The organism is Bradyrhizobium sp. ORS 278 (assembly GCF_000026145.1).
In the GTDB taxonomy this organism is placed as follows: Bacteria; Pseudomonadota; Alphaproteobacteria; order Rhizobiales; family Xanthobacteraceae; genus Bradyrhizobium.
Genome location: NC_009445.1, coordinates 3,388,572 through 3,405,500, shown reverse-complemented (window position 1 = coordinate 3,405,500; position 16,929 = coordinate 3,388,572). Strand labels below are relative to the sequence as shown.

At 66.3% G+C, this 16,929-nt stretch carries 19 protein-coding genes; 10 read left to right on the top strand and 9 right to left on the bottom strand.

Annotation, left to right across the window (positions count from 1 at the left end):
- Positions 1-27: 27 nt before the first annotated feature.
- Together trxC and BRADO_RS15015 are read right to left on the bottom strand one after the other, a co-directional pair.
- Positions 28-468, bottom strand: a complete 441-nt coding sequence (gene trxC / locus BRADO_RS15020; protein WP_011926165.1) for a thioredoxin TrxC — start codon at positions 466-468, stop codon at positions 28-30.
- Positions 465-1,751: an NAD(P)/FAD-dependent oxidoreductase gene (locus tag BRADO_RS15015; RefSeq protein ID WP_041756532.1), complete on the bottom strand. Its 1,287-nt coding sequence runs from the start codon at positions 1,749-1,751 to the stop codon at positions 465-467. The genes trxC and BRADO_RS15015 overlap by 4 nt, the downstream gene beginning before the upstream one ends.
- A gap of 118 nt (positions 1,752-1,869) precedes the next feature.
- Here BRADO_RS15015 and BRADO_RS15010 point away from each other — a divergent pair, with 118 nt between their 5' ends.
- The 10 genes from BRADO_RS15010 (at position 1,870) to BRADO_RS14965 (ending at position 12,294) form a co-directional block, all read left to right on the top strand.
- Positions 1,870-2,178, top strand: a complete 309-nt coding sequence (locus BRADO_RS15010) for a helix-turn-helix transcriptional regulator (protein ID WP_173363502.1) — start codon at positions 1,870-1,872, stop codon at positions 2,176-2,178.
- A 118-nt stretch (positions 2,179-2,296) separates the two neighbouring features.
- Positions 2,297-3,298: an efflux RND transporter periplasmic adaptor subunit gene (locus BRADO_RS15005; RefSeq protein WP_041757508.1), complete on the top strand. Its 1,002-nt coding sequence runs from the start codon at positions 2,297-2,299 to the stop codon at positions 3,296-3,298.
- On the top strand, positions 3,295-6,516 hold the full coding sequence (locus tag BRADO_RS15000; RefSeq protein WP_041756530.1) for an efflux RND transporter permease subunit: 3,222 nt from the start codon (positions 3,295-3,297) through the stop codon (positions 6,514-6,516). The genes BRADO_RS15005 and BRADO_RS15000 overlap by 4 nt, the downstream gene beginning before the upstream one ends.
- A gap of 9 nt (positions 6,517-6,525) precedes the next feature.
- Positions 6,526-6,879, top strand: coding sequence for a carboxymuconolactone decarboxylase family protein (locus tag BRADO_RS14995; RefSeq protein WP_041757507.1), 354 nt, complete (start codon positions 6,526-6,528; stop codon positions 6,877-6,879).
- Between the two features lie 112 nt (positions 6,880-6,991).
- The gene (locus BRADO_RS14990; protein WP_011926159.1) at positions 6,992-7,660 is read left to right on the top strand and encodes a Crp/Fnr family transcriptional regulator; all 669 of its coding nucleotides are present in this window, start codon (positions 6,992-6,994) and stop codon (positions 7,658-7,660) included.
- 90 nt (positions 7,661-7,750) lie between these two features.
- Positions 7,751-7,954: a DUF2892 domain-containing protein gene (locus tag BRADO_RS14985; RefSeq protein ID WP_011926158.1), complete on the top strand. Its 204-nt coding sequence runs from the start codon at positions 7,751-7,753 to the stop codon at positions 7,952-7,954.
- Between the two features lie 68 nt (positions 7,955-8,022).
- Positions 8,023-8,910, top strand: coding sequence for an MBL fold metallo-hydrolase (locus BRADO_RS14980; RefSeq protein ID WP_011926157.1), 888 nt, complete (start codon positions 8,023-8,025; stop codon positions 8,908-8,910).
- Between the two features lie 108 nt (positions 8,911-9,018).
- Positions 9,019-9,396 (top strand): hypothetical protein, encoded by a 378-nt coding sequence (locus tag BRADO_RS14975; protein WP_041757505.1) that lies wholly within the window; start codon positions 9,019-9,021, stop codon positions 9,394-9,396.
- 166 nt (positions 9,397-9,562) lie between these two features.
- Positions 9,563-11,659 (top strand): protein-disulfide reductase DsbD, encoded by a 2,097-nt coding sequence (locus tag BRADO_RS14970; RefSeq protein ID WP_011926155.1) that lies wholly within the window; start codon positions 9,563-9,565, stop codon positions 11,657-11,659.
- Entirely contained in the window at positions 11,659-12,294 is a 636-nt protein-coding gene (locus tag BRADO_RS14965) for a DsbA family protein (RefSeq protein WP_011926154.1), read from the top strand. Before BRADO_RS14970 ends, BRADO_RS14965 begins: the two co-directional genes overlap by 1 nt.
- A 55-nt stretch (positions 12,295-12,349) precedes the next feature.
- On the opposite strand, the gene BRADO_RS14960 is transcribed toward BRADO_RS14965, so the two are convergent.
- From BRADO_RS14960 to BRADO_RS14930, 7 genes are all read right to left on the bottom strand, one after another.
- Entirely contained in the window at positions 12,350-12,691 is a 342-nt protein-coding gene (locus tag BRADO_RS14960) for a rhodanese-like domain-containing protein (RefSeq protein ID WP_011926153.1), read from the bottom strand.
- Between the two features lie 48 nt (positions 12,692-12,739).
- The gene (locus BRADO_RS14955) at positions 12,740-13,297 is read right to left on the bottom strand and encodes a YeeE/YedE thiosulfate transporter family protein (protein ID WP_011926152.1); all 558 of its coding nucleotides are present in this window, start codon (positions 13,295-13,297) and stop codon (positions 12,740-12,742) included.
- A 14-nt stretch (positions 13,298-13,311) separates the two neighbouring features.
- Entirely contained in the window at positions 13,312-13,854 is a 543-nt protein-coding gene (locus BRADO_RS14950; RefSeq protein WP_011926151.1) for a YeeE/YedE thiosulfate transporter family protein, read from the bottom strand.
- A 93-nt stretch (positions 13,855-13,947) separates the two neighbouring features.
- Entirely contained in the window at positions 13,948-15,048 is a 1,101-nt protein-coding gene (locus tag BRADO_RS14945; protein ID WP_011926150.1) for a YeeE/YedE family protein, read from the bottom strand.
- 67 nt (positions 15,049-15,115) lie between these two features.
- On the bottom strand, positions 15,116-15,556 hold the full coding sequence (locus tag BRADO_RS14940; protein ID WP_041756529.1) for a DsrE family protein: 441 nt from the start codon (positions 15,554-15,556) through the stop codon (positions 15,116-15,118).
- 2 nt (positions 15,557-15,558) lie between these two features.
- Complete coding sequence (locus tag BRADO_RS14935; RefSeq protein WP_011926148.1) at positions 15,559-16,467, bottom strand: alpha/beta hydrolase; 909 nt, start codon at positions 16,465-16,467, stop codon at positions 15,559-15,561.
- A gap of 11 nt (positions 16,468-16,478) precedes the next feature.
- Positions 16,479-16,913 (bottom strand): hypothetical protein, encoded by a 435-nt coding sequence (locus BRADO_RS14930; protein ID WP_011926147.1) that lies wholly within the window; start codon positions 16,911-16,913, stop codon positions 16,479-16,481.
- Positions 16,914-16,929 lie beyond the last annotated feature (16 nt).

Below are 16,929 nucleotides of genomic sequence, written 5' to 3'. Positions count from 1 at the left end.
GAGCGTGATCAAGCCGGTGCCGCGGCGTCACTGCCGCAGGCCGGACAACGTCCAGGCGACGATTCGTTGCGAGTCCATTGCACCCGAGATCCGCGCCAGCTCCCTTCCCTTCTGCAGCAGCAGCAGGGTGGGAATTCCGGAGATGCCGAACTTCGCCGAGACCTCCGGCGCCTCGTCGGAGTTCAGCTTCAGAAGCTGCACGCGCGGCTCGAGCGCCTCGGCGGCGCGCGCGAACATCGGCGCCATTGCCCGGCACGGGCCGCACCACGGCGCCCAGACATCGACCAGCAAAGGCAGGTCGCTGTTGGCGAGGTGGCGCGTGAAGCCGGCCTGGTCGACCTCGATCGGATGACCGGAAAACAGCGGCGCGTGGCACTTGCCGCATTTGCCCTGGGTGGGCGCCCGGCCCGCGGGCAGCCGGTTGATCTGCCCGCAATGGCCGCACACCAGTTGGAAGGTCTCGCTCATGTGCCCGTCCTGACTTCCTTGATCTTGCCGATGTTGAGCCGGTCGAGCAGGAACTTCTCGTAGAAGGGCTCCGGCGTGCCGCGCTTCATCTTGCGCAGGAAATACTTCTCAAAGGCGACCTTGGCGTAATGCACCCACTCCCCCTTCGACGACCAGTTGACGTTGCGGGGCGGGATCTGTGGCTGCGCCAGGAAGGCGACGCCGGAATCGCCGAAGTCTGCAAGGCAGATCGCATTCCAGGTCGGCTGCGCCTTCGGCACCTCGCCGCGCAGCAGCGCGCCGATGTTCAGCGCGGTGGCCGTGACCATCGACTCGATCATGAAGCCGGTCTTCGGCACGCCGACCGGCACCGGCGTCGGCCCAATCGGCGGGATCGCGACGCAGACGCCGATGGCGAACACGTTGGGATAGGCCGGGTTGCGCTGGTGCTTGTCGACAACAACGAATCCGCGCGGATTGGTCAGCTTGTCGATGCCCTTGACGGCGCCGACGCCGCGGAACGCCGGCAGCATCATCGAATAGGCGAACGGCAGCTCATGGGTCTTCCGCACCGAGCCGTCGTCGGCCACCTCCTCCACGAACATGCGGCCGTCCTCGACCTTGGTGACGCGCGCACTGGTGATCCACTTGATGTGCTTCTCGCGCATCTCGCTTTCGAGCAGCCCCTTGGTGTCGCCGACGCCGTCCAGCCCGAGATGGCCGATATAGGGCTCCGAGGTCACGAAGGTCATCGGCACCCGGTCGCGCATCTTGCGCCGGCGCAACTCGGTTTCGAGGATGAAGAGGAATTCGTAAGCCGGTCCGAAGCAGGACGCACCCTGCACCGCGCCGACGATGACGGGACCGGGTGTCTCGGCCAGCTTGTCGAAGGCGGCCTTGGCATGGGCGGCGTGATCGACATGGCACACCGACTGCGTGTGGCCGTCGGGGCCGAGGCCCGGGATCTCGTCGAAGGCGAGTTCGGGCCCGGTGGCGACGACCAAATAGTCGTAGGCGACCATCGCGCCGTCCGTCAGTTCGACCTGGTTGTCGTCTGGGTGCACCCGTTTGGCGCCCTGAGTCAGCAGGCGGATGCCCTTGCGCTGCATGACATCGACGAGGTCGATCTCGATGTCGTCGCGCTTGCGCCAGCCCACAGCCACCCAGGGATTGGACGGCACGAAATGATACGAGGACCCCTGCGAGATGACGGTCACGCGATCCTCCTTTCGCATCTGGGGCAGCAATTCATAGGCCATCAGGGAGCCGCTCAGCCCCGCTCCGATCACGACAACGTCCGCCATTGGGTCCTCCATCGCCTTGCTTTGTTCTTGTCTCGCTCAGCCGCGACCTTCCGGGCCGGCCTTGACTATATATTTGAATATCTGTATATATGCAACTATGAAATTTAATGCTGACATCATGGAAGTGGCGGCCGACCAGGCCCGTGACCTGTTGAAGGCGCTGTCGAACCGGCACCGGCTCCTGATCGTCTGCCAGCTGGTCGACGATGAACGGTCGGTCGGCGAGTTGGCGGCATTCCTCGGCCTGCGCGACTCGACCGTCTCGCAGCACTTGGCGTTGCTACGCAGAGACGGCCTAGTCACCGCCCGGCGCGACGGGCAGACCATCCACTACTCGATCGCCAGCGAGCCGGCCCGCGAGGTTCTGAAGACGCTCTATCAGGTCTATTGCGCGACGCCGCCGCAGAAACCCGTCCCGAGACTATGACGGCGTCCAGCCGCCGACTTGACCGGTATCAAGCGGGAACCCGTATCCCGGTGGGATGTCTGGACCGCCCGTTTCGCCCGACCACACGATTTGATTCAAGACAGACAGGATGAAGCCGATGCGCAGATTATCGCTCCTGACCTTGATCGCCGCGATGGCCTGCCAGCTTAGCTCGCAGACCGCGCCGGCCCTTGCCGAAGCGCTGACGGTGAGCCCGCGCCAAATCGCCGACGAAAAGGCGGTGTTCGCGACCGTCGAAAGCATCAGCGTCGTTCCTGCTCGCGGCAGAATTGGCGGCACGATCGTGCAGCTCTCGGTCCGTGAAGGCGATCCGGTCAAGCGCGGCCAGCCCATCGCCCTGATCGGCGACGAGAAGCTGGCGCTGCAGCTCAAATCGCTCGACGCCCAGATCGAAGCGCTGCAGGCGCAGGCCAACCAGGCGCAGCTCGATTTCACACGGACCGAGGGCCTCGTCGAGCGCGGCACCCTGCCCCGGGTCAAGCTCGACGAGACGCGCACCGCGCTCAACGTTGCCGACAACTCGCTGCGCGCGAAGACCGCGGAGCGTGCGGTGGTCAACCAGCAGATGAGCGAAGGCCAGGTGCTGGCCCCGGATGACGGGCGCATCCTGAAGAAGCTGATTGCAGTCGGATCCGTGGTGTTGCCCGGCGATCCCGTGGTCACGGTGGCGCAGCAGAACTTCAAGCTGCGGCTGCGCGTGCCGGAGCGGCATGCGCTGTTTCTCAAGGCCGGCGACAAGGTCCGGGTCGACGGCACCGAGTTCGGCGACAGCTCCGACAAATGGGGCGTGATCGATCTCGTCTATCCGCAGATCGAGGAAGGCCGGGTCGTTGCCGACGCCATCGTCTCCGGTCTCGGCCAGTATTTCGTCGGCGACCGGCTGCGGGTCTGGATCTCCGGCGGCCAGCGCGACGCCTTCGTGATTCCGTCCCGCTACGTCACCACCCGGTTCGGCATCGACTATGTCCAGCTACAGCAAGGAGCGCAGAAGGTCAGCGTTCCGGTGCAGCGCGGCCGTGCTTTGCCGAGCGCCGACCTCCCCGACGGACTTGAAATCCTGTCCGGCCTGCGCGCCGGCGACCAATTGGTGCAGCCGTGAAACTTGGACTCTCAGGCAAGCTGGCCCAGGCGACCATCGCCTCGCCGCTGACGCCGCTGTTCCTGCTCGCCTCGCTCGTGGTCGGCCTCATCGCCGTGGTCGTGATCCCGCGCGAGGAAGAGCCGCAGATCAGCGTGCCCATGGTCGACATCCGGGTCAACGCCGACGGCCTGCGCGCGCCTGACGGCGTCGAGCTCGTGACCAAGCCGCTCGAGACGATCGTCAAGGCCATCGACGGCGTCGAGCATGTCTATAGCCAGACCGAGGATGACCGCGTCATGGTCACCGCGCGGTTCCTGGTCGGTACCAAGTTCGAGGATGCGATCCTGCGCGTCCACGAGAAGCTCCGCGCCAATCTCGACCGCATCCCGGTCGGCATCCCCGAGCCGCTGATCGTCGGGCGTGGCATCAACGACGTTGCGGTCACCGTGCTCACATTGTCGCCGAAGCCGGAAGCCGCCGAGCGCTGGTCGGACAAGGATCTCTACGAGCTTGCCGATAAGCTGCGGGCCGAGCTGACCAAGGTCGACAATATCGGCCTGACTTACATCTCCGGCGGCGGCGCCCAGCAGATCCGCGTCGAGCCGGATACGGAGAAGCTGGCCCTGTTCGGAGTGACCCTGCAGCAGCTGGTCGGCAAGGTGAAGGATGCGAATCGTTCGTTCCTCGCCGGCGACGTCCGCGACGGCGGCATCGTCCGCAATGTGGCTGCCGGGCAGACGCTGGCCGGCATTCCCGATATCGGCCTGCTGCTGATCTCGACACGTGACGGCCGCCCAGTCTATGTCCGCGATGTCGCAACCGTCGTCGTCGGCCTCAATCTCGCCGAGCACCGCGTGTGGGACGATGCCCGCAGCAATAAGGGCGACTGGCATCGTGTCCCTGCGGTGAGCCTCGCGCTCGCCAAGCGCGCCGGCGCCAATGCCGTCACCGTGTCGCATGACATCGCGCATCGTCTCGAAGGGCTCAAAGCCAGCCTCATCCCGCACGACGTCTCGGTCACCGTGACGCGCGACTATGGCGAGACCGCCAACGAGAAGGCCAACGAGCTGCTGTTCCATCTTGGCCTGGCCACGATCTCCATCGTCGTACTGATCGCGATCGCGATCGGCTGGCGCGAGGCCGTCGTCACCTTCGTGGTGATTCCGACCACGATCCTGCTGACGATGTTCGCGGCCAACCTGATGGGCTACACGATCAACCGGGTCAGCCTGTTTGCCCTCATCTTCTCCATCGGCATCCTGGTCGACGACGCCATCGTGGTGGTCGAGAACATCGCCCGACACTGGGGCATGCATGACGGCCGGCCGCGGCTGCAGGCGACGATCGAGGCGGTGGCCGAGGTCGGCAATCCCACTGTCGTCGCGACCCTCACCGTGGTCGCCGCCCTGCTCCCCATGCTGTTCGTGTCCGGGCTGATGGGGCCGTACATGGCGCCGATCCCGGCCAACGCCTCGGCGGCGATGCTGTTCTCGTTCTTCGTCGCCATGGTGGTGGCGCCATGGTTGATGCTGCGCTTGGCGCCGAAGACGACAACCGCCTCGGCAGGCGGGCATGACGCGCACGGCGAAGGCCGTCTCGGACGGATCTATCGCGGCGTTGCGCGTCCGATCGTCGCCAGCAAACGCTCGGCCTGGATTTTCCTGCTCGGCGTCGGCATCGCCACCCTGCTGTCGATGACGCTGTTCGCGACCAAGTCCGTCACGGTCAAGCTGCTGCCGTTCGACAACAAGTCGGAAATCGCCGTGATGGTCGATCTGCCCGAGGGCGCGAGCCTCGAGGATACCGAGCGGACGCTGTTCGCGGCCGCCGACATCACCCATCAGCTGCCGGAGATCACGACGGTGCAGAGCTATGCAGGCACCGCTGCGCCGTTCAACTTCAACGGCCTCGTCCGCCATTATTATCTGCGCGAACGGCCCGAACTGGGCGAGTTGCAGGTCAATCTCGCGGCCCGCGGCGACCGCAAGCGCTCGAGCCATGACATCGCGCTCGATCTGCGCCAACGGCTGAAGGCGGTCGCGGTGCCCTCGGGCACCAGCATCAAGGTGGTCGAGGTGCCTCCCGGACCTCCGGTGCTGGCAACCCTGCTTGCCGAGGTCTACGGACCCGATGCGGCGACCAGGCGCGCCGTCACGACCGAGCTCAAGAAGGTATTCGCCGACGTTCCCTTCATCGTTGACGTCGACGACTCCATCGGTCAGCGGCGACCCCGGCTGCGGCTGTCAATCGACCAGGACAGTCTCGAGTTCTTCGGCGTCGAGCAGAAGGACGTCTACGACACGATCCAGACGCTGTTCGGCGGCGTCTCGGTCGGCTACTCGCACCGCGGCGAGGACCGCAATCCGATCGAGATCGCTGTGCGGTTGCCGAAGAGCGACAAGAGCTGGAGCCAAGCCCTGGCATCGACGCCGGTACCGGCCAACACCCTGCCCGGCAGCAAGACCGTGGTCGAGCTCGGCCAGGTCGTGAAGGCCACCATGGAAGAGGGATCGCCGATGATCTTCCGGCGCGACGGCCGCTTCGCCGACATGGTGATGGCCGAGCTCGCCGGTCGCTTCGAGGCGCCGCTCTACGGCATGCTCGCGGTCGCCGACCGGATCGACGCGCATGACTGGGGCAAGCTGCCGAAGCCCGTGATCGGCTTCCATGGCCAGCCAACCGACGAGCAGCGTCCGACCCTGCTGTGGGACGGCGAATGGGAGATCACCTATGTCACCTTCCGCGACATGGGCGCGGCGTTCGGCGCGGCCATCCTCGGCATCTACGTGCTGGTGGTGGCGCAATTCAAGAGCTTCCGCCTGCCGCTGGTGATCCTGACGCCGATCCCGCTGACCCTGATCGGCATCCTGCTCGGCCACTGGCTGCTCGGCGCGCCGTTCACGGCGACGTCGATGATCGGCTTCATCGCGCTCGCCGGCATCATCGTCCGCAACTCGATCCTGCTGGTCGACTTCATCCGGCACAGCGGCGGTGAGGGCAAGACCTTGCGCGACGTCGTGCTGGAGGCCGGCGCGGTGCGCTTCAAGCCGATCCTGCTGACGGCGCTCGCCGCCATGATCGGCGCAGCGACGATCCTGCTCGACCCGATCTTCCAGGGCCTGGCGATCTCGCTGCTGTTCGGCCTCGCCTCGTCCACCCTGCTCACCGTGCTCGTCATCCCCGCGATCTACATCGCGCTGCGCGAGCCCGCCAAATCTACCACGAAGACGTCGTAGGAGACAATGATGACCAAGCTGTACAGCGATATCTGCAAGGATCTGTCCGGCAATCTGAAGACTTTGCGCAAGGACATTCCCGACGTCATGCAGGGTTTCTCCGCGCTGGCGCGGGCTGCCGGCGCAGACGGCGCGCTCGACAAGAAGACCAAGGAGCTGATCGCGCTGGCGATCGGCGTCGCCGTCCGTTGCGATGGCTGCATCGGCTTTCATGCCGAGGCGCTGGTCCGCCTCGGTGCGAGCCGCCAGGAGGTCGAGGAGACGCTCGGCATGGCGATCTACATGGGCGGCGGCCCGTCGCTGATGTACGCCGCCGACGCGATCGGCGCCTTCGAGCAGTTCCAGCAGCAGGCAACCGCCTGAGCCGAGATCAGCCGCAGACGATGCCTTCTATGCCGCCCATTTTTAGATATGGTCGGCGTCGATCCCATAGGCAGATCGGACTGCAGTCGATCTGGAACGCTCGGATTTGGTGATGTCATCGAAGCAAGATTGGACGGACACATTCCCGCCGCTACAGCAGTTGCCGGAAGGGATCTTCAAGCAACTGCGCCAGGCCAGCCTGATCGTGGAGCTTCCCGAGGGCAGCCGCATCTTTGGGCCCGGCCAAGCGCCGGAATCGTTCCTGCTGCTGCTGGCAGGAACCATTCGTGTTCAGCAGACGTCGGAGTCCGGACGCGAGATCGTGCTCTACCGCGTTCAGGCCGGTGAGAGCTGCGCCCTGACCACCGCGTGCCTGATGGGCTATGAGGAATACCAGGCCGAGGGGATTGCCGAGACACCGATCCGTGCCGTGGCAATCCCGCGTGCGCTATTCGACCAGTTGATCGCCACCTCGCGCGAATTTCGCCAGTTCGTGTTCACGGCGTTCAGCCGCCGGGTCACGAACCTGTTTCGCGTCATCGAGGAGGTGGCGTTCGAACGGATCGACGTGCGGCTGGCGCAGAAGCTGCTCGAGCTTGCCGGCGCGAAGCATCAGGTTGTCGCCACCCACCAGGATCTTGCCAACGAGCTCGGCAGCGCCCGCGAGGTCATCAGCCGCCAGCTCAACGAATTCGCCAGGCGCGGCTGGTTGCGAGTGGCTCGCGGAATCGTAGAGATCACCGACAGGCCGGCGCTCGCGCGGTTGGCCCAGCACGGCTAGAAAGCCGTCTGGTCTCGGTGACTTAGTTACAGACCCTCGCCCCCTGCCGCTCTACGTTTGCTCCATCACAACGCTACAGGGGAGCATCACATGACGCGGAATGTTGGCAATATCGACCGGCTGCTCAGGATCATCGTTGGACTGGCGGTTCTCAGTCTCGTGTTCGTCGGACCGAAGACGATGTGGGGTCTGCTCGGTCTGATCCCGCTCGGCACCGCGCTGGTCGGCTGGTGTCCGCCCTACGCTTTGCTCGGCATCAACACCTGCGGGACGAAGTCGAGCCCGACGTCTTAGACCCGGCAGAATGACAGAGGGCACGGGGCGGCGATGCCGCCCCGGAGCTTCATCGTGGAGCAGCAGCCATGTCCTATCCGAGCGATCTCCGTGTGCGGCCCAAGGTGGCCGGCTTCTTCGATCCGGACACCAGCACGATCAGCTATGTGGTGAAGGATCCGTCATCGCCGTCCTGTGCGATCATCGATCCCGTCCTCGACATCGACTATGCGGCCGGCCGCCTCGGCACCCGCTCCGCAGACACGCTGATCGACTATGTCAGGATGAACGATCTGCGGCCGGAATGGCTGATCGAGACGCATGCCCATGCCGATCATCTCTCGGCCGCGCCCTACATCCAGGACAAGCTCGGCGGCAAGATCGGCATCGGCGAGCACATCCTCACTGTGCAGGAGACATTCGGCAAGGTCTTCAACGAAGGCACCGAGTTTCGCCGCGACGGCAGCCAGTTCGACCGGCTGTTCAAGGACGGCGACACCTATAAGGTCGGGCAGATGACCGCCTTCACGATGCACACGCCCGGCCACACGCCGGCCTGCGCAACGCATGTGATGGGCGATGCGGCGTTTGTTGGCGACACCCTGTTCATGCCCGACGGCGGCACGGCGCGGGCGGATTTTCCCGGCGGCGATGCGCGCACGCTGTTTCGGTCGATCCGCCGGATCCTCGAGACGCTGCCGCGCGAGACCCGGCTGTTCATGTGTCACGATTACGGCCCTGATGGCCGTGAGGTGCGCTGGGAGACGACCGTCGGCGACGAACGCCTTCACAACATTCACGTCCGCGACGGCATGACCGAGGACGCGTTCGTTGCGCTGCGCGAGTCCCGCGACAAGATGCTGGGCATGCCGCGGCTGATCATTCCCTCGCTGCAGGTGAACATCCGCGCTGGACATCTTCCGCCCGCCGACGACAGCGGAAAGACCTTTCTCAAGGTGCCGATCAACGTGCTGTGACGATGACGCCGGCAGCATCTTGGTTGCCAGATCACAGCGTCACGAAGATGTCAGTTGCCAAAGACGAGCGCTCCGCGCGACCTGTCTGCGGTGAAGAAGAGAGCCGAGATGAGGCGATCTGGTTTCAAGGTGCCCGTGCTGACCCGCCGCCTCGTGGCGGCGCTGGTCGCGGTCGCCGTGAGCCTGGTTCAGCTGCTCGGCACGCTCGATACCGCAACGGCGGCAACCGCCGACGGCGTTCACGTGCAGCAATTGTCGTCGACGACGACATCTGCGCCGAAGCCATGCAGGAAGGCCGTGCTCCCCGGCACTATCAATCTCTGTCCCTTCGCCGCGGCGAGCCTCACCGCCCTTCCCGCGGATGACAGCCCAATGGCGCAGCCGATGGCCGACGCCCGGACGCTGTCGTGGCATCCCCGGCATGAGGCGCTGACGACGCAATGCCACGCGTCCTCGCCCTACCGTCCTCCCTGTCGCCGCTCCTGATCATCGTTTCGCGCGCGGCGTAACGCTGCGGCTAGAGCGAACGAAATTCCATCATCGATCGCGCATCGAACGGATCGAGCACCGCGGCCCCGTTGTTCGGCCGCCTTGCGTCGAACCGCGCGGCACGACCGCTTGAGACATGCGCTGACCGCGCAGGGAGATCATCATGTCCATCCGCCATCCTCGCTGGCTCGGCCTGCTGCTGGGCGCGCTCCTTGTTGCGACGACGGCCGCGAGCGCCGCGTCGCGGCCTCAGCCGAACCTCGCCACGCGCCTGCTGGTCGGCCACGTCGCACGCACCGACAGCGGCGTGACGACGGCCTGGGCTGGCCTCGACGTCAGGCTCGGCGCCGGCTGGCACACCTATTGGCGCTCGGCCGGCGACGCGGGTGCGCCACCCGAGTTCGACTGGGCCGGATCCGCCAATGTCGCTGATGTCACGGTCGAATGGCCGGCGCCGCGCCGCTTCAGCGAGCAGGACATCGACACGTTCGGCTATGACGAGCACGTGCTGTTTCCATTGCGGGTGCGGCTGCAGGATGGAGCAGCGCCGGCGTATCTCAAGCTGAAGGCGGTCCTGTTCGTCTGCTCGATTATCTGCACCCAACAGGAGACACAGCTCGAGGCCGACATCCCGGCGGCCTCACATCAGCCGAACGATCAGGCGCTGATCGAGGAATGGCGGCAGAGCGTGCCGCGCGAGACCGCACCCGGCCTCTCCGTCACCGCGCTGCGCATCGAACGCCAACCCAAACCGCAGCTGCGTCTCGAGGCCCTGGCGACGCCGCCGCTGCGCGCGCCCGACGTCTTCGTCGACGGCAGTGAGGCGGTGTCCGGCGGTCGCGCCCAGGTTAGCAACAGCTCGGATGGTGCCGTCACGATCCATGTGCCGTTGCAGGGCCTCGATCAGGCTGCGGCTGGAGAACGTCTGCGGGTCACGCTGGTCGATGGTGACAGAGCGATCGAAGCCACGCTCCCCGTGGACGCTCATACTGTCGCCGCCACGTCGGCAACGATAAGGCCGCACGCCGCTGCGGCATCGATCTGGACCATCCTCGGCGTGGCGCTGCTCGGCGGATTCATCCTCAACTTCATGCCCTGCGTGTTCCCGGTGCTGTCGCTGAAGCTCGTCTCCCTGGTGGATCACGATCCGGCCCGCGCGCCGTCACGGCGTCCGGCCTTCCTGGCGACGGCCGCCGGCATCATCGCCTCATTCGTGACCCTCGCCCTCGTCCTCTCAAGCCTCAAGGCCGCGGGCGCGGAAGTCGGCTGGGGACTGCAGTTCCAGCAGCCGGCTTTCCTCATAGCGATGATCGTCGTGCTCGCCGCGTTCGGCGCCAACCTGCTCGGCCTGTTCGAGATCCAACTGCCTTGGTGGATCGCCGGCCGCCTCGGCGGCGCCACCGGCCGCAACACGATGGCGGGCCACGCCGTCAACGGCTTCGTCATGACGCTGCTCGCGACGCCCTGCTCGGCGCCGTTCGTCGGCACCGCCGTGGCGTTCGCGCTGTCGCAAGCTGCGCCGCAGATCCTGCTGGTGTTCACCGCGCTAGGGCTCGGCATGGCGGCGCCCTATCTGGGCCTCGCAGCGGCGCCGCGCTTGGCCGCGCTGTTTCCTCGGCCGGGCCGCTGGATGTTGACGCTGCGCGCCGTTGCGGCGCTCGCGATGATCGCAACGGCATCATGGCTGCTGCGCGTGCTCGCGGACATCAGCGGCGTTGCAGCCGCGGCCATGCTCGCCGCCGTCCTGCTCGTGCCCGCGCTGATCCTGACGATGCTGCGCTTTCCGTTGCGGCGAACGGTCGCCGGCGCGGGCGTCATCGTCGCGATCGGGCTGGTGCTGACCGCCGCCACTGCGATCCGGCACTCGGATGGCCCCGGACGGTCGGACGGAATTGCATGGCGGCCGCTGGTGCCGACAGACATCGCGACCCAGGTCAGCGCCGGCCATACTGTGTTCGTCGACATCGGCGCCAGTTGGTGCGTGACCTGCAAGGTCAATGAGAAGCTCGTGATCGACAGCACCGCCGTGCGAAGCCGTCTCACGTCGGTCGTCACCGTCAGGGCGGACTGGACCTCGCACGACGATACGATCGCAGCGTACCTGCAATCCTTCGGCCGCTACGGCCTGCCGTTCAACGTCGTGTTCGGCCCCGGCGCGCCCGCCGGCATCGTGCTGCCCGAACTGCTCACACCGCAGATCGTGCTCGACGCCATCGACACCGCATCGACCATCCCGCCAAAGGAGACCGACAAGACATGATGACCAGGAAGACCTTTGCCGCATCGCTCGCGACGCTGCTGCTGCTCACGGCTGCCATGCTGCCGTTCCAGGCCCGCGCCGAGGATGACGACGGCGACATTCTGAGGGAGGCGCGCATCTTGCGCGATCCCGCTATTCCCGTCCTCGGCAACGCCGATGGCGACATCACGATCGTCGAGTATTTCGACTATCAATGTCCGTATTGCCGCAAGATCAGCCCGGAGCTCGCCAAGGTGGTTCGCGACGACGGTCACGTCCGCCTGATCTTCAAGGACTGGCCGATCTTCGGCGGCCCCTCGATCTACGCCGCACGCATGACATTGGCGGCGAAGTACCAGGACAAGTTCGCCGAAGCCCACGAGGCGCTGATCTCGCTCAAGGACAAGCTCTCGGAGGCAAACGCCGACGCCGCGCTTTCGGCCGCCGGGATCGACCTCGCGCGCGCCAAGGCCGATCTGGCCGCCAAAGGCAGCGAGATCGATGCCGTCCTCGCCCGCAACCACGAGCAGGCCATGGGCCTGGGCTTCCAGGGCACCCCGGCCTTCATCATCGGCCGCTTCCGCGTACCCGGAGCTCCCAACGCGCAGGCCTTCAAGCAGGCCATCGCCGACGCACGAAAAGCGGCGCGGAAGTAACGTCCGTCGTCAAACGCGACGCTGGCGTTATGTTCAGCCGATCCGGACCGGCCGCCTAGGCGACCGGACCGCCATGCGCGCGCCAGCGGCTCATGCCGCCGGCGTAGTGGCGGATGTCCTGCCGCCCCGCCGCCAGCGCTCGCCTTAATGCCGTGGCCGAGCGGCCGCCGGCTTGGCAGATCAGAATCACCGGCTTGTCGTGCACGAGGCTGTCCGGATCGAATCTTGAAAGCGGGTGGTTGATCGCGCCCGGGATGTGGCCACCGTTGAACTCGTGCGGCTCGCGGACGTCGACGATGACGCAGCTGCGCCGTTGATGCGCCTTGACCAGCTCGTCGTGCTCGATCGCCGGCACGCTGGTCGATCCCGTCAGCTTGTTGAACAATCCTGCCAGCATTGGATGAACCTCTCGACTGTTGATGATGGGCGGATCGGACGAAGCGACCTAACCTTGCGCGCGCTTCGCCTTGGCCTCCGACGCCTCGACCCAGAAGAAGAACGCGCCAGCGCCGATGGCCAGCGCGGCGAACCAGACGCCATCCGGCACGCCGGTGATATCGGGCAGCCGCACCTTGCCGAGTGCCCAGACATTGAGGATGTGGGCCTTCAACCAGTCGAAGCTCAGCGCATAGAGGATGGCGCCGACGATCATGCCGAAAGCCCCAACCGCTGCGTGGACGCTGCCGCTAGCGATGGCGCCGAGCGCGGTGCCCGGGCAGTAGCCGTAGACGACCATGCCGACGCCGAACAAGGCCGCGCCGAGCGTGACCGCCAGCATGTTGGCGTCCTTGACGTAGTATTTCGTGTTGCCGGTGTCGACCAGCAGCAGCACGCCGATGCCACCGACCACGATCGCGGTGCCGATCACCTTCAAGACGGTGAAGTCACGCAGACGGAACTGATTCTCAATCACGTTGCAACTCGTGACCTTGCCCTGCTGCAGCAGATAGCCGAATACAGCGCCCATCAGGATCGGGCCGGCGATGCTCATCAAAGACGTCATGACCTCTCTCCCTCTCAGGCCTTGCGGAACATCAAGCGTGACACGGCCAGGCCGGTCGCGAACATCACCGCCAGGAACAGCCAGCTCGACAGCGCCAATTGCAGCCCGCCGGAAATGCCGTGTCCGCTGGTGCAGCCACCGGCCAGCCGCGCGCCATACATGATGACGATGCCGCCGAGAAACGCAGCGACAAAGCGCTTGAACACCGACGGACCGAAGCGCTCCTTCCAGACCTCCGGCACCAGCTCGAGCCGCCAGGTCCCCGAGATGATCGCCGACAGGAACGCGCCGAGTGGAATGCCGACCAGGAACCAGACGCCGTAGTCCCATTTCAGCGGCATCGATTTCCAATAGCTGTTGGCGGCGACGGCTTCGGATCCGATCACCGGCGCGGCGAACAACGACGCGATCCGTGAAAACGCGGTCGTCACGCCGAGCGGATCGCCAAATCCGGCAAAGGCCACCCAGCTCAGGATGCCGATGCCGGCTCCGACCAGGTAAGGCGACCAGTCGATCCGCCTGGACTTCCTTGCATCTCCGACTACGACGTCGGTCATGATCGTCATGACGCCTGTCCTCCCTGCTCGCGCGCGGCGCATGCCGCGCTGGTGCACTCATTATATACGTACATTCGAACTTGTGAATATAAATTATGAGGGCGCCGCCGTGCTCGACAGTGTGTCGCGCTGCGCCCGTTTGGCTCCGAACAGCCAGCGATCGACGACGAAATCGGTCACCGCCGCGCCGATCCACATGCCGCCGAGCACGATCCAGGCCGTCAGCGCGAACACCGACGCTCCGGTCACGCCGGCCCCGACCGCGCAGCCGCCGGCCAGCATCGCGCCGAAGCCCATGAGGACGGCGCCGATCAGATAGCGCCGCATGCCGCGGCCGTCGGAAAAGCCTTCGAGATTGAGCTCGCGGGCCAGCGCGGCGGCGACGAACGAGCCGAGAAAGACGCCCGGGATGATGCCGAGGTCGAACCCCGGCTTCAGCTGGGGGCTGGCCAGCACCTGCATCAGGAGCTCGGCGGAAGGCCCGCTGAACGTCAGGCTCTTCAGCGGCACCGGCGCGAACGAGGCCTGGCCGAGCTGATACGTCAGCAGCCAGCCCGCCACGACTGCCGCGCCCGCGGCCACGGCCGAGCGCAGGACCTTCGCGCCGACCTGAAACTTCGACACCGCGGCGAGGCCGGCCACGAACCACAACATGCCGAAGCCGAGCTTCTCGGGCGTGCCGCCGCCGAACAGGCTCATGATGTCGCGGGACGGCCCGCCGTCGACGAGCCAGAGATTGGTGAGCCACTCGCGCGCCGGCGCGAGCAGGCCACGATAGGCAGACTGCGCCGTCACCGCGAAGATCAAGCCGGACAGCAGCGCCCGCAGATTGCCGTTCGCCGAGAGCACCAGGAGCCGGCTGGCACAGCCGCGCGCCAGGATCATGCCGCAGCCGAACAGGGTGCCGCCGATCATCGCGCCGGAGATGCTGCCCTGCTGTGCCAGCTGGCGCGCTTCGGACACATCGAGCAGGCCCATCGCCACCAGCGCCTGGGTGCCGAGCAGCGCCGAGGCGAAGGTGAGGAGCCACACCGCCAGACGCGGCCCGCCCTGCCCGCGCGCGAACTCGATCGTCGCCGCCCGCAGGCAGAAGCGGCTGCGCTGGGCGAAGAAGCCGAACGCGCCGCCGACCGCGAGCCCGCCCAGCAGCGACACCAGCTCCTCACCCAGAAGGTCGATCAATGCGGTGAGCACGGGCGCTCTCGTCGTTCAGGTCTGTCGGCGGTCACGCCGGGCGGCCTCGGTGGGACGCATGCACCCGCTACGGGCGCAGATAGGCATATCCGCTCTGCTGCAGCTCGGTGAGGCGCACCACCCCGCCTTTCTCCGCCACCGCGAAGCCGGGCAGGAGATCGTCGAGCTTCACGCCCTGCGCCTTCATGGTGTTGGCGCAGGCTTCGAAGCTGACGCCGGCCTTCATGAGCCGTTCGGCAAGGCCCGAAATGGTCTGATCGGCCGAGATCGCGTGAAAGGCGCGCAACCCCGGACCGTGGATCACCAGCCGGATGTCGGCGTGACCGGGTCCGCCGGTGCCGTCGACATGGTTCTGGATGTTGCCGAGCACGAACAGCGCGCGATCCTGGTCGGCCAGATGATAGGCGACCCGCTGGCGCGGCGACTCCGTCGCGGCCCGGGCGCTGCCGACACCCAATAGTCCGAACAGGCTGGCAAGCCCGGCTTGCATCAAGGATCGTCGTTCCATGGTCACTCCTTACGCGCGGCTGCAATGAATCCTGCGATGCGATCAGCGGCATCCTCGGCGGCGAGATCGCGGAAGAAGTGATCGGCGTCGTCGATCGTCTCCAGCCGGACACGACTGCCGGCGCGCGCGGCCAGCGGCGCGAACGAGGCTGCCACGTCCGGCACGGTCTTGTCTTGCGCGGCCGCAAGCACCAGGACCGGGACACTGAGGCCCGCGATCAGCGCCGCCGTGTCTTGGCGCCGGTCGGCGCGATAGAACGCGGCGAAGGCGCGCGCCGTCACCTTGGCGTCGCGGCAATAGATGAAACCCGGCACCGACATCCACTCGCCGCCACGCCCCGCGGACACAGCGGCTTCGGCCTTGTCGAGCAGCGGCGCCAAAGGCTGGCCATAGCTCTCCGCATAGGCTGCCTTCAGGCTGGTCTCGATGCCCGCCGTGGCCGGCGCCAGCAGGATCGCGCCTGCGATCGCGGCTTTCGGGTTGGCCACCAGATAGCGCGCGAGCTGATTGGCGCCGCGCGAATGCCCGAGCACGAAGATCCGCGACGATGTCTTGCGCGCCTCGGCGAGCCAGGCGGCGATCTCCTCGATCGCATCATCCGGCGCGTAGTCATGCGGCTTGGCACAGTCGTACATGCCGGTGCGGCGATCGAGCCCGAGCACGAGATTGTGGGCGAGCGAGGCGATGCCGCGCTCGGCCAGCGCCTTCGACAGGCCCTGAATGGTCTCCATGTCCTTGTGCGCGAGCGTGCCGTGGGTCATCAGCACCAGCGGCACATCCGGCCCCGACTGCGCCGGCAGCCTGAGCGTCGCAAGCGCCGTGCGGCCGCCGATCATGAGCTCGCGCGGCTCCTCAGCGGCGAGCGCGACCGAGGCAACGAGACAGACGACGAGAGCGAGCCACCAGCGCATCACAAATTCCTTCACGGACGCACGATCGTCCAGTTCTTCTCCGCCAGCTCCAGCAGGGTCGCGACACCGGTCTTGACCACCGTCACGCCGGCGAGCAGCGGCGGCTGCCGCCCCTCCTTGCTCGCGAGCGTCTCCAAGGTGTTGCCGCAGGCGATGAAGCTGACATTGGGCATCGACTTGGCGAAGCCGAGCACCCGCTCCTTCACCGGCGAGCGGTCGGCCAGCAGCATGTCGAGCCCGCCGTTGAACGCGACCACCACGATCTCGACCTCGTCGCCCTCGCCCGAATAGTGCCGGGACACATTGGCGGCGACGTCGAGCACCGCACGCATCTTGGCCGGGTCCTCATCGCTAATTTGCAGCGCGAGCCTGTGCGGCTCCGCTGCGGCGGCAATGGAGGCAGCCCCGCTTATCGCGAGCGTGACCGATGCGGCCGCCAACAGCATCTCGCGGCGGCTGCAT

Coding starts and splice junctions, on each gene's coding strand:
- BRADO_RS14955 (WP_011926152.1), bottom strand. CDS start 13,297: ATGACGTCTTTGATGAGCATCGCCGGCCCGATCCTGATGGGCGCTGTA.
- BRADO_RS14970 (WP_011926155.1), top strand. CDS start 9,563: ATGTCCATCCGCCATCCTCGCTGGCTCGGCCTGCTGCTGGGCGCGCTC.
- BRADO_RS14930 (WP_011926147.1), bottom strand. CDS start 16,913: ATGCTGTTGGCGGCCGCATCGGTCACGCTCGCGATAAGCGGGGCTGCC.
- BRADO_RS14990 (WP_011926159.1), top strand. CDS start 6,992: ATGTCATCGAAGCAAGATTGGACGGACACATTCCCGCCGCTACAGCAG.
- BRADO_RS14960 (WP_011926153.1), bottom strand. CDS start 12,691: ATGCTGGCAGGATTGTTCAACAAGCTGACGGGATCGACCAGCGTGCCG.
- BRADO_RS14975 (WP_041757505.1), top strand. CDS start 9,019: ATGAGGCGATCTGGTTTCAAGGTGCCCGTGCTGACCCGCCGCCTCGTG.
- BRADO_RS14935 (WP_011926148.1), bottom strand. CDS start 16,467: ATGCGCTGGTGGCTCGCTCTCGTCGTCTGTCTCGTTGCCTCGGTCGCG.
- BRADO_RS14950 (WP_011926151.1), bottom strand. CDS start 13,854: ATGACCGACGTCGTAGTCGGAGATGCAAGGAAGTCCAGGCGGATCGAC.
- BRADO_RS15015 (WP_041756532.1), bottom strand. CDS start 1,751: ATGGCGGACGTTGTCGTGATCGGAGCGGGGCTGAGCGGCTCCCTGATG.
- trxC (WP_011926165.1), bottom strand. CDS start 468: ATGAGCGAGACCTTCCAACTGGTGTGCGGCCATTGCGGGCAGATCAAC.
- BRADO_RS14995 (WP_041757507.1), top strand. CDS start 6,526: ATGACCAAGCTGTACAGCGATATCTGCAAGGATCTGTCCGGCAATCTG.
- BRADO_RS15010 (WP_173363502.1), top strand. CDS start 1,870: ATGGAAGTGGCGGCCGACCAGGCCCGTGACCTGTTGAAGGCGCTGTCG.
- BRADO_RS15005 (WP_041757508.1), top strand. CDS start 2,297: ATGCGCAGATTATCGCTCCTGACCTTGATCGCCGCGATGGCCTGCCAG.
- BRADO_RS14985 (WP_011926158.1), top strand. CDS start 7,751: ATGACGCGGAATGTTGGCAATATCGACCGGCTGCTCAGGATCATCGTT.
- BRADO_RS14980 (WP_011926157.1), top strand. CDS start 8,023: ATGTCCTATCCGAGCGATCTCCGTGTGCGGCCCAAGGTGGCCGGCTTC.
- BRADO_RS14940 (WP_041756529.1), bottom strand. CDS start 15,556: ATGGAACGACGATCCTTGATGCAAGCCGGGCTTGCCAGCCTGTTCGGA.
- BRADO_RS14965 (WP_011926154.1), top strand. CDS start 11,659: ATGACCAGGAAGACCTTTGCCGCATCGCTCGCGACGCTGCTGCTGCTC.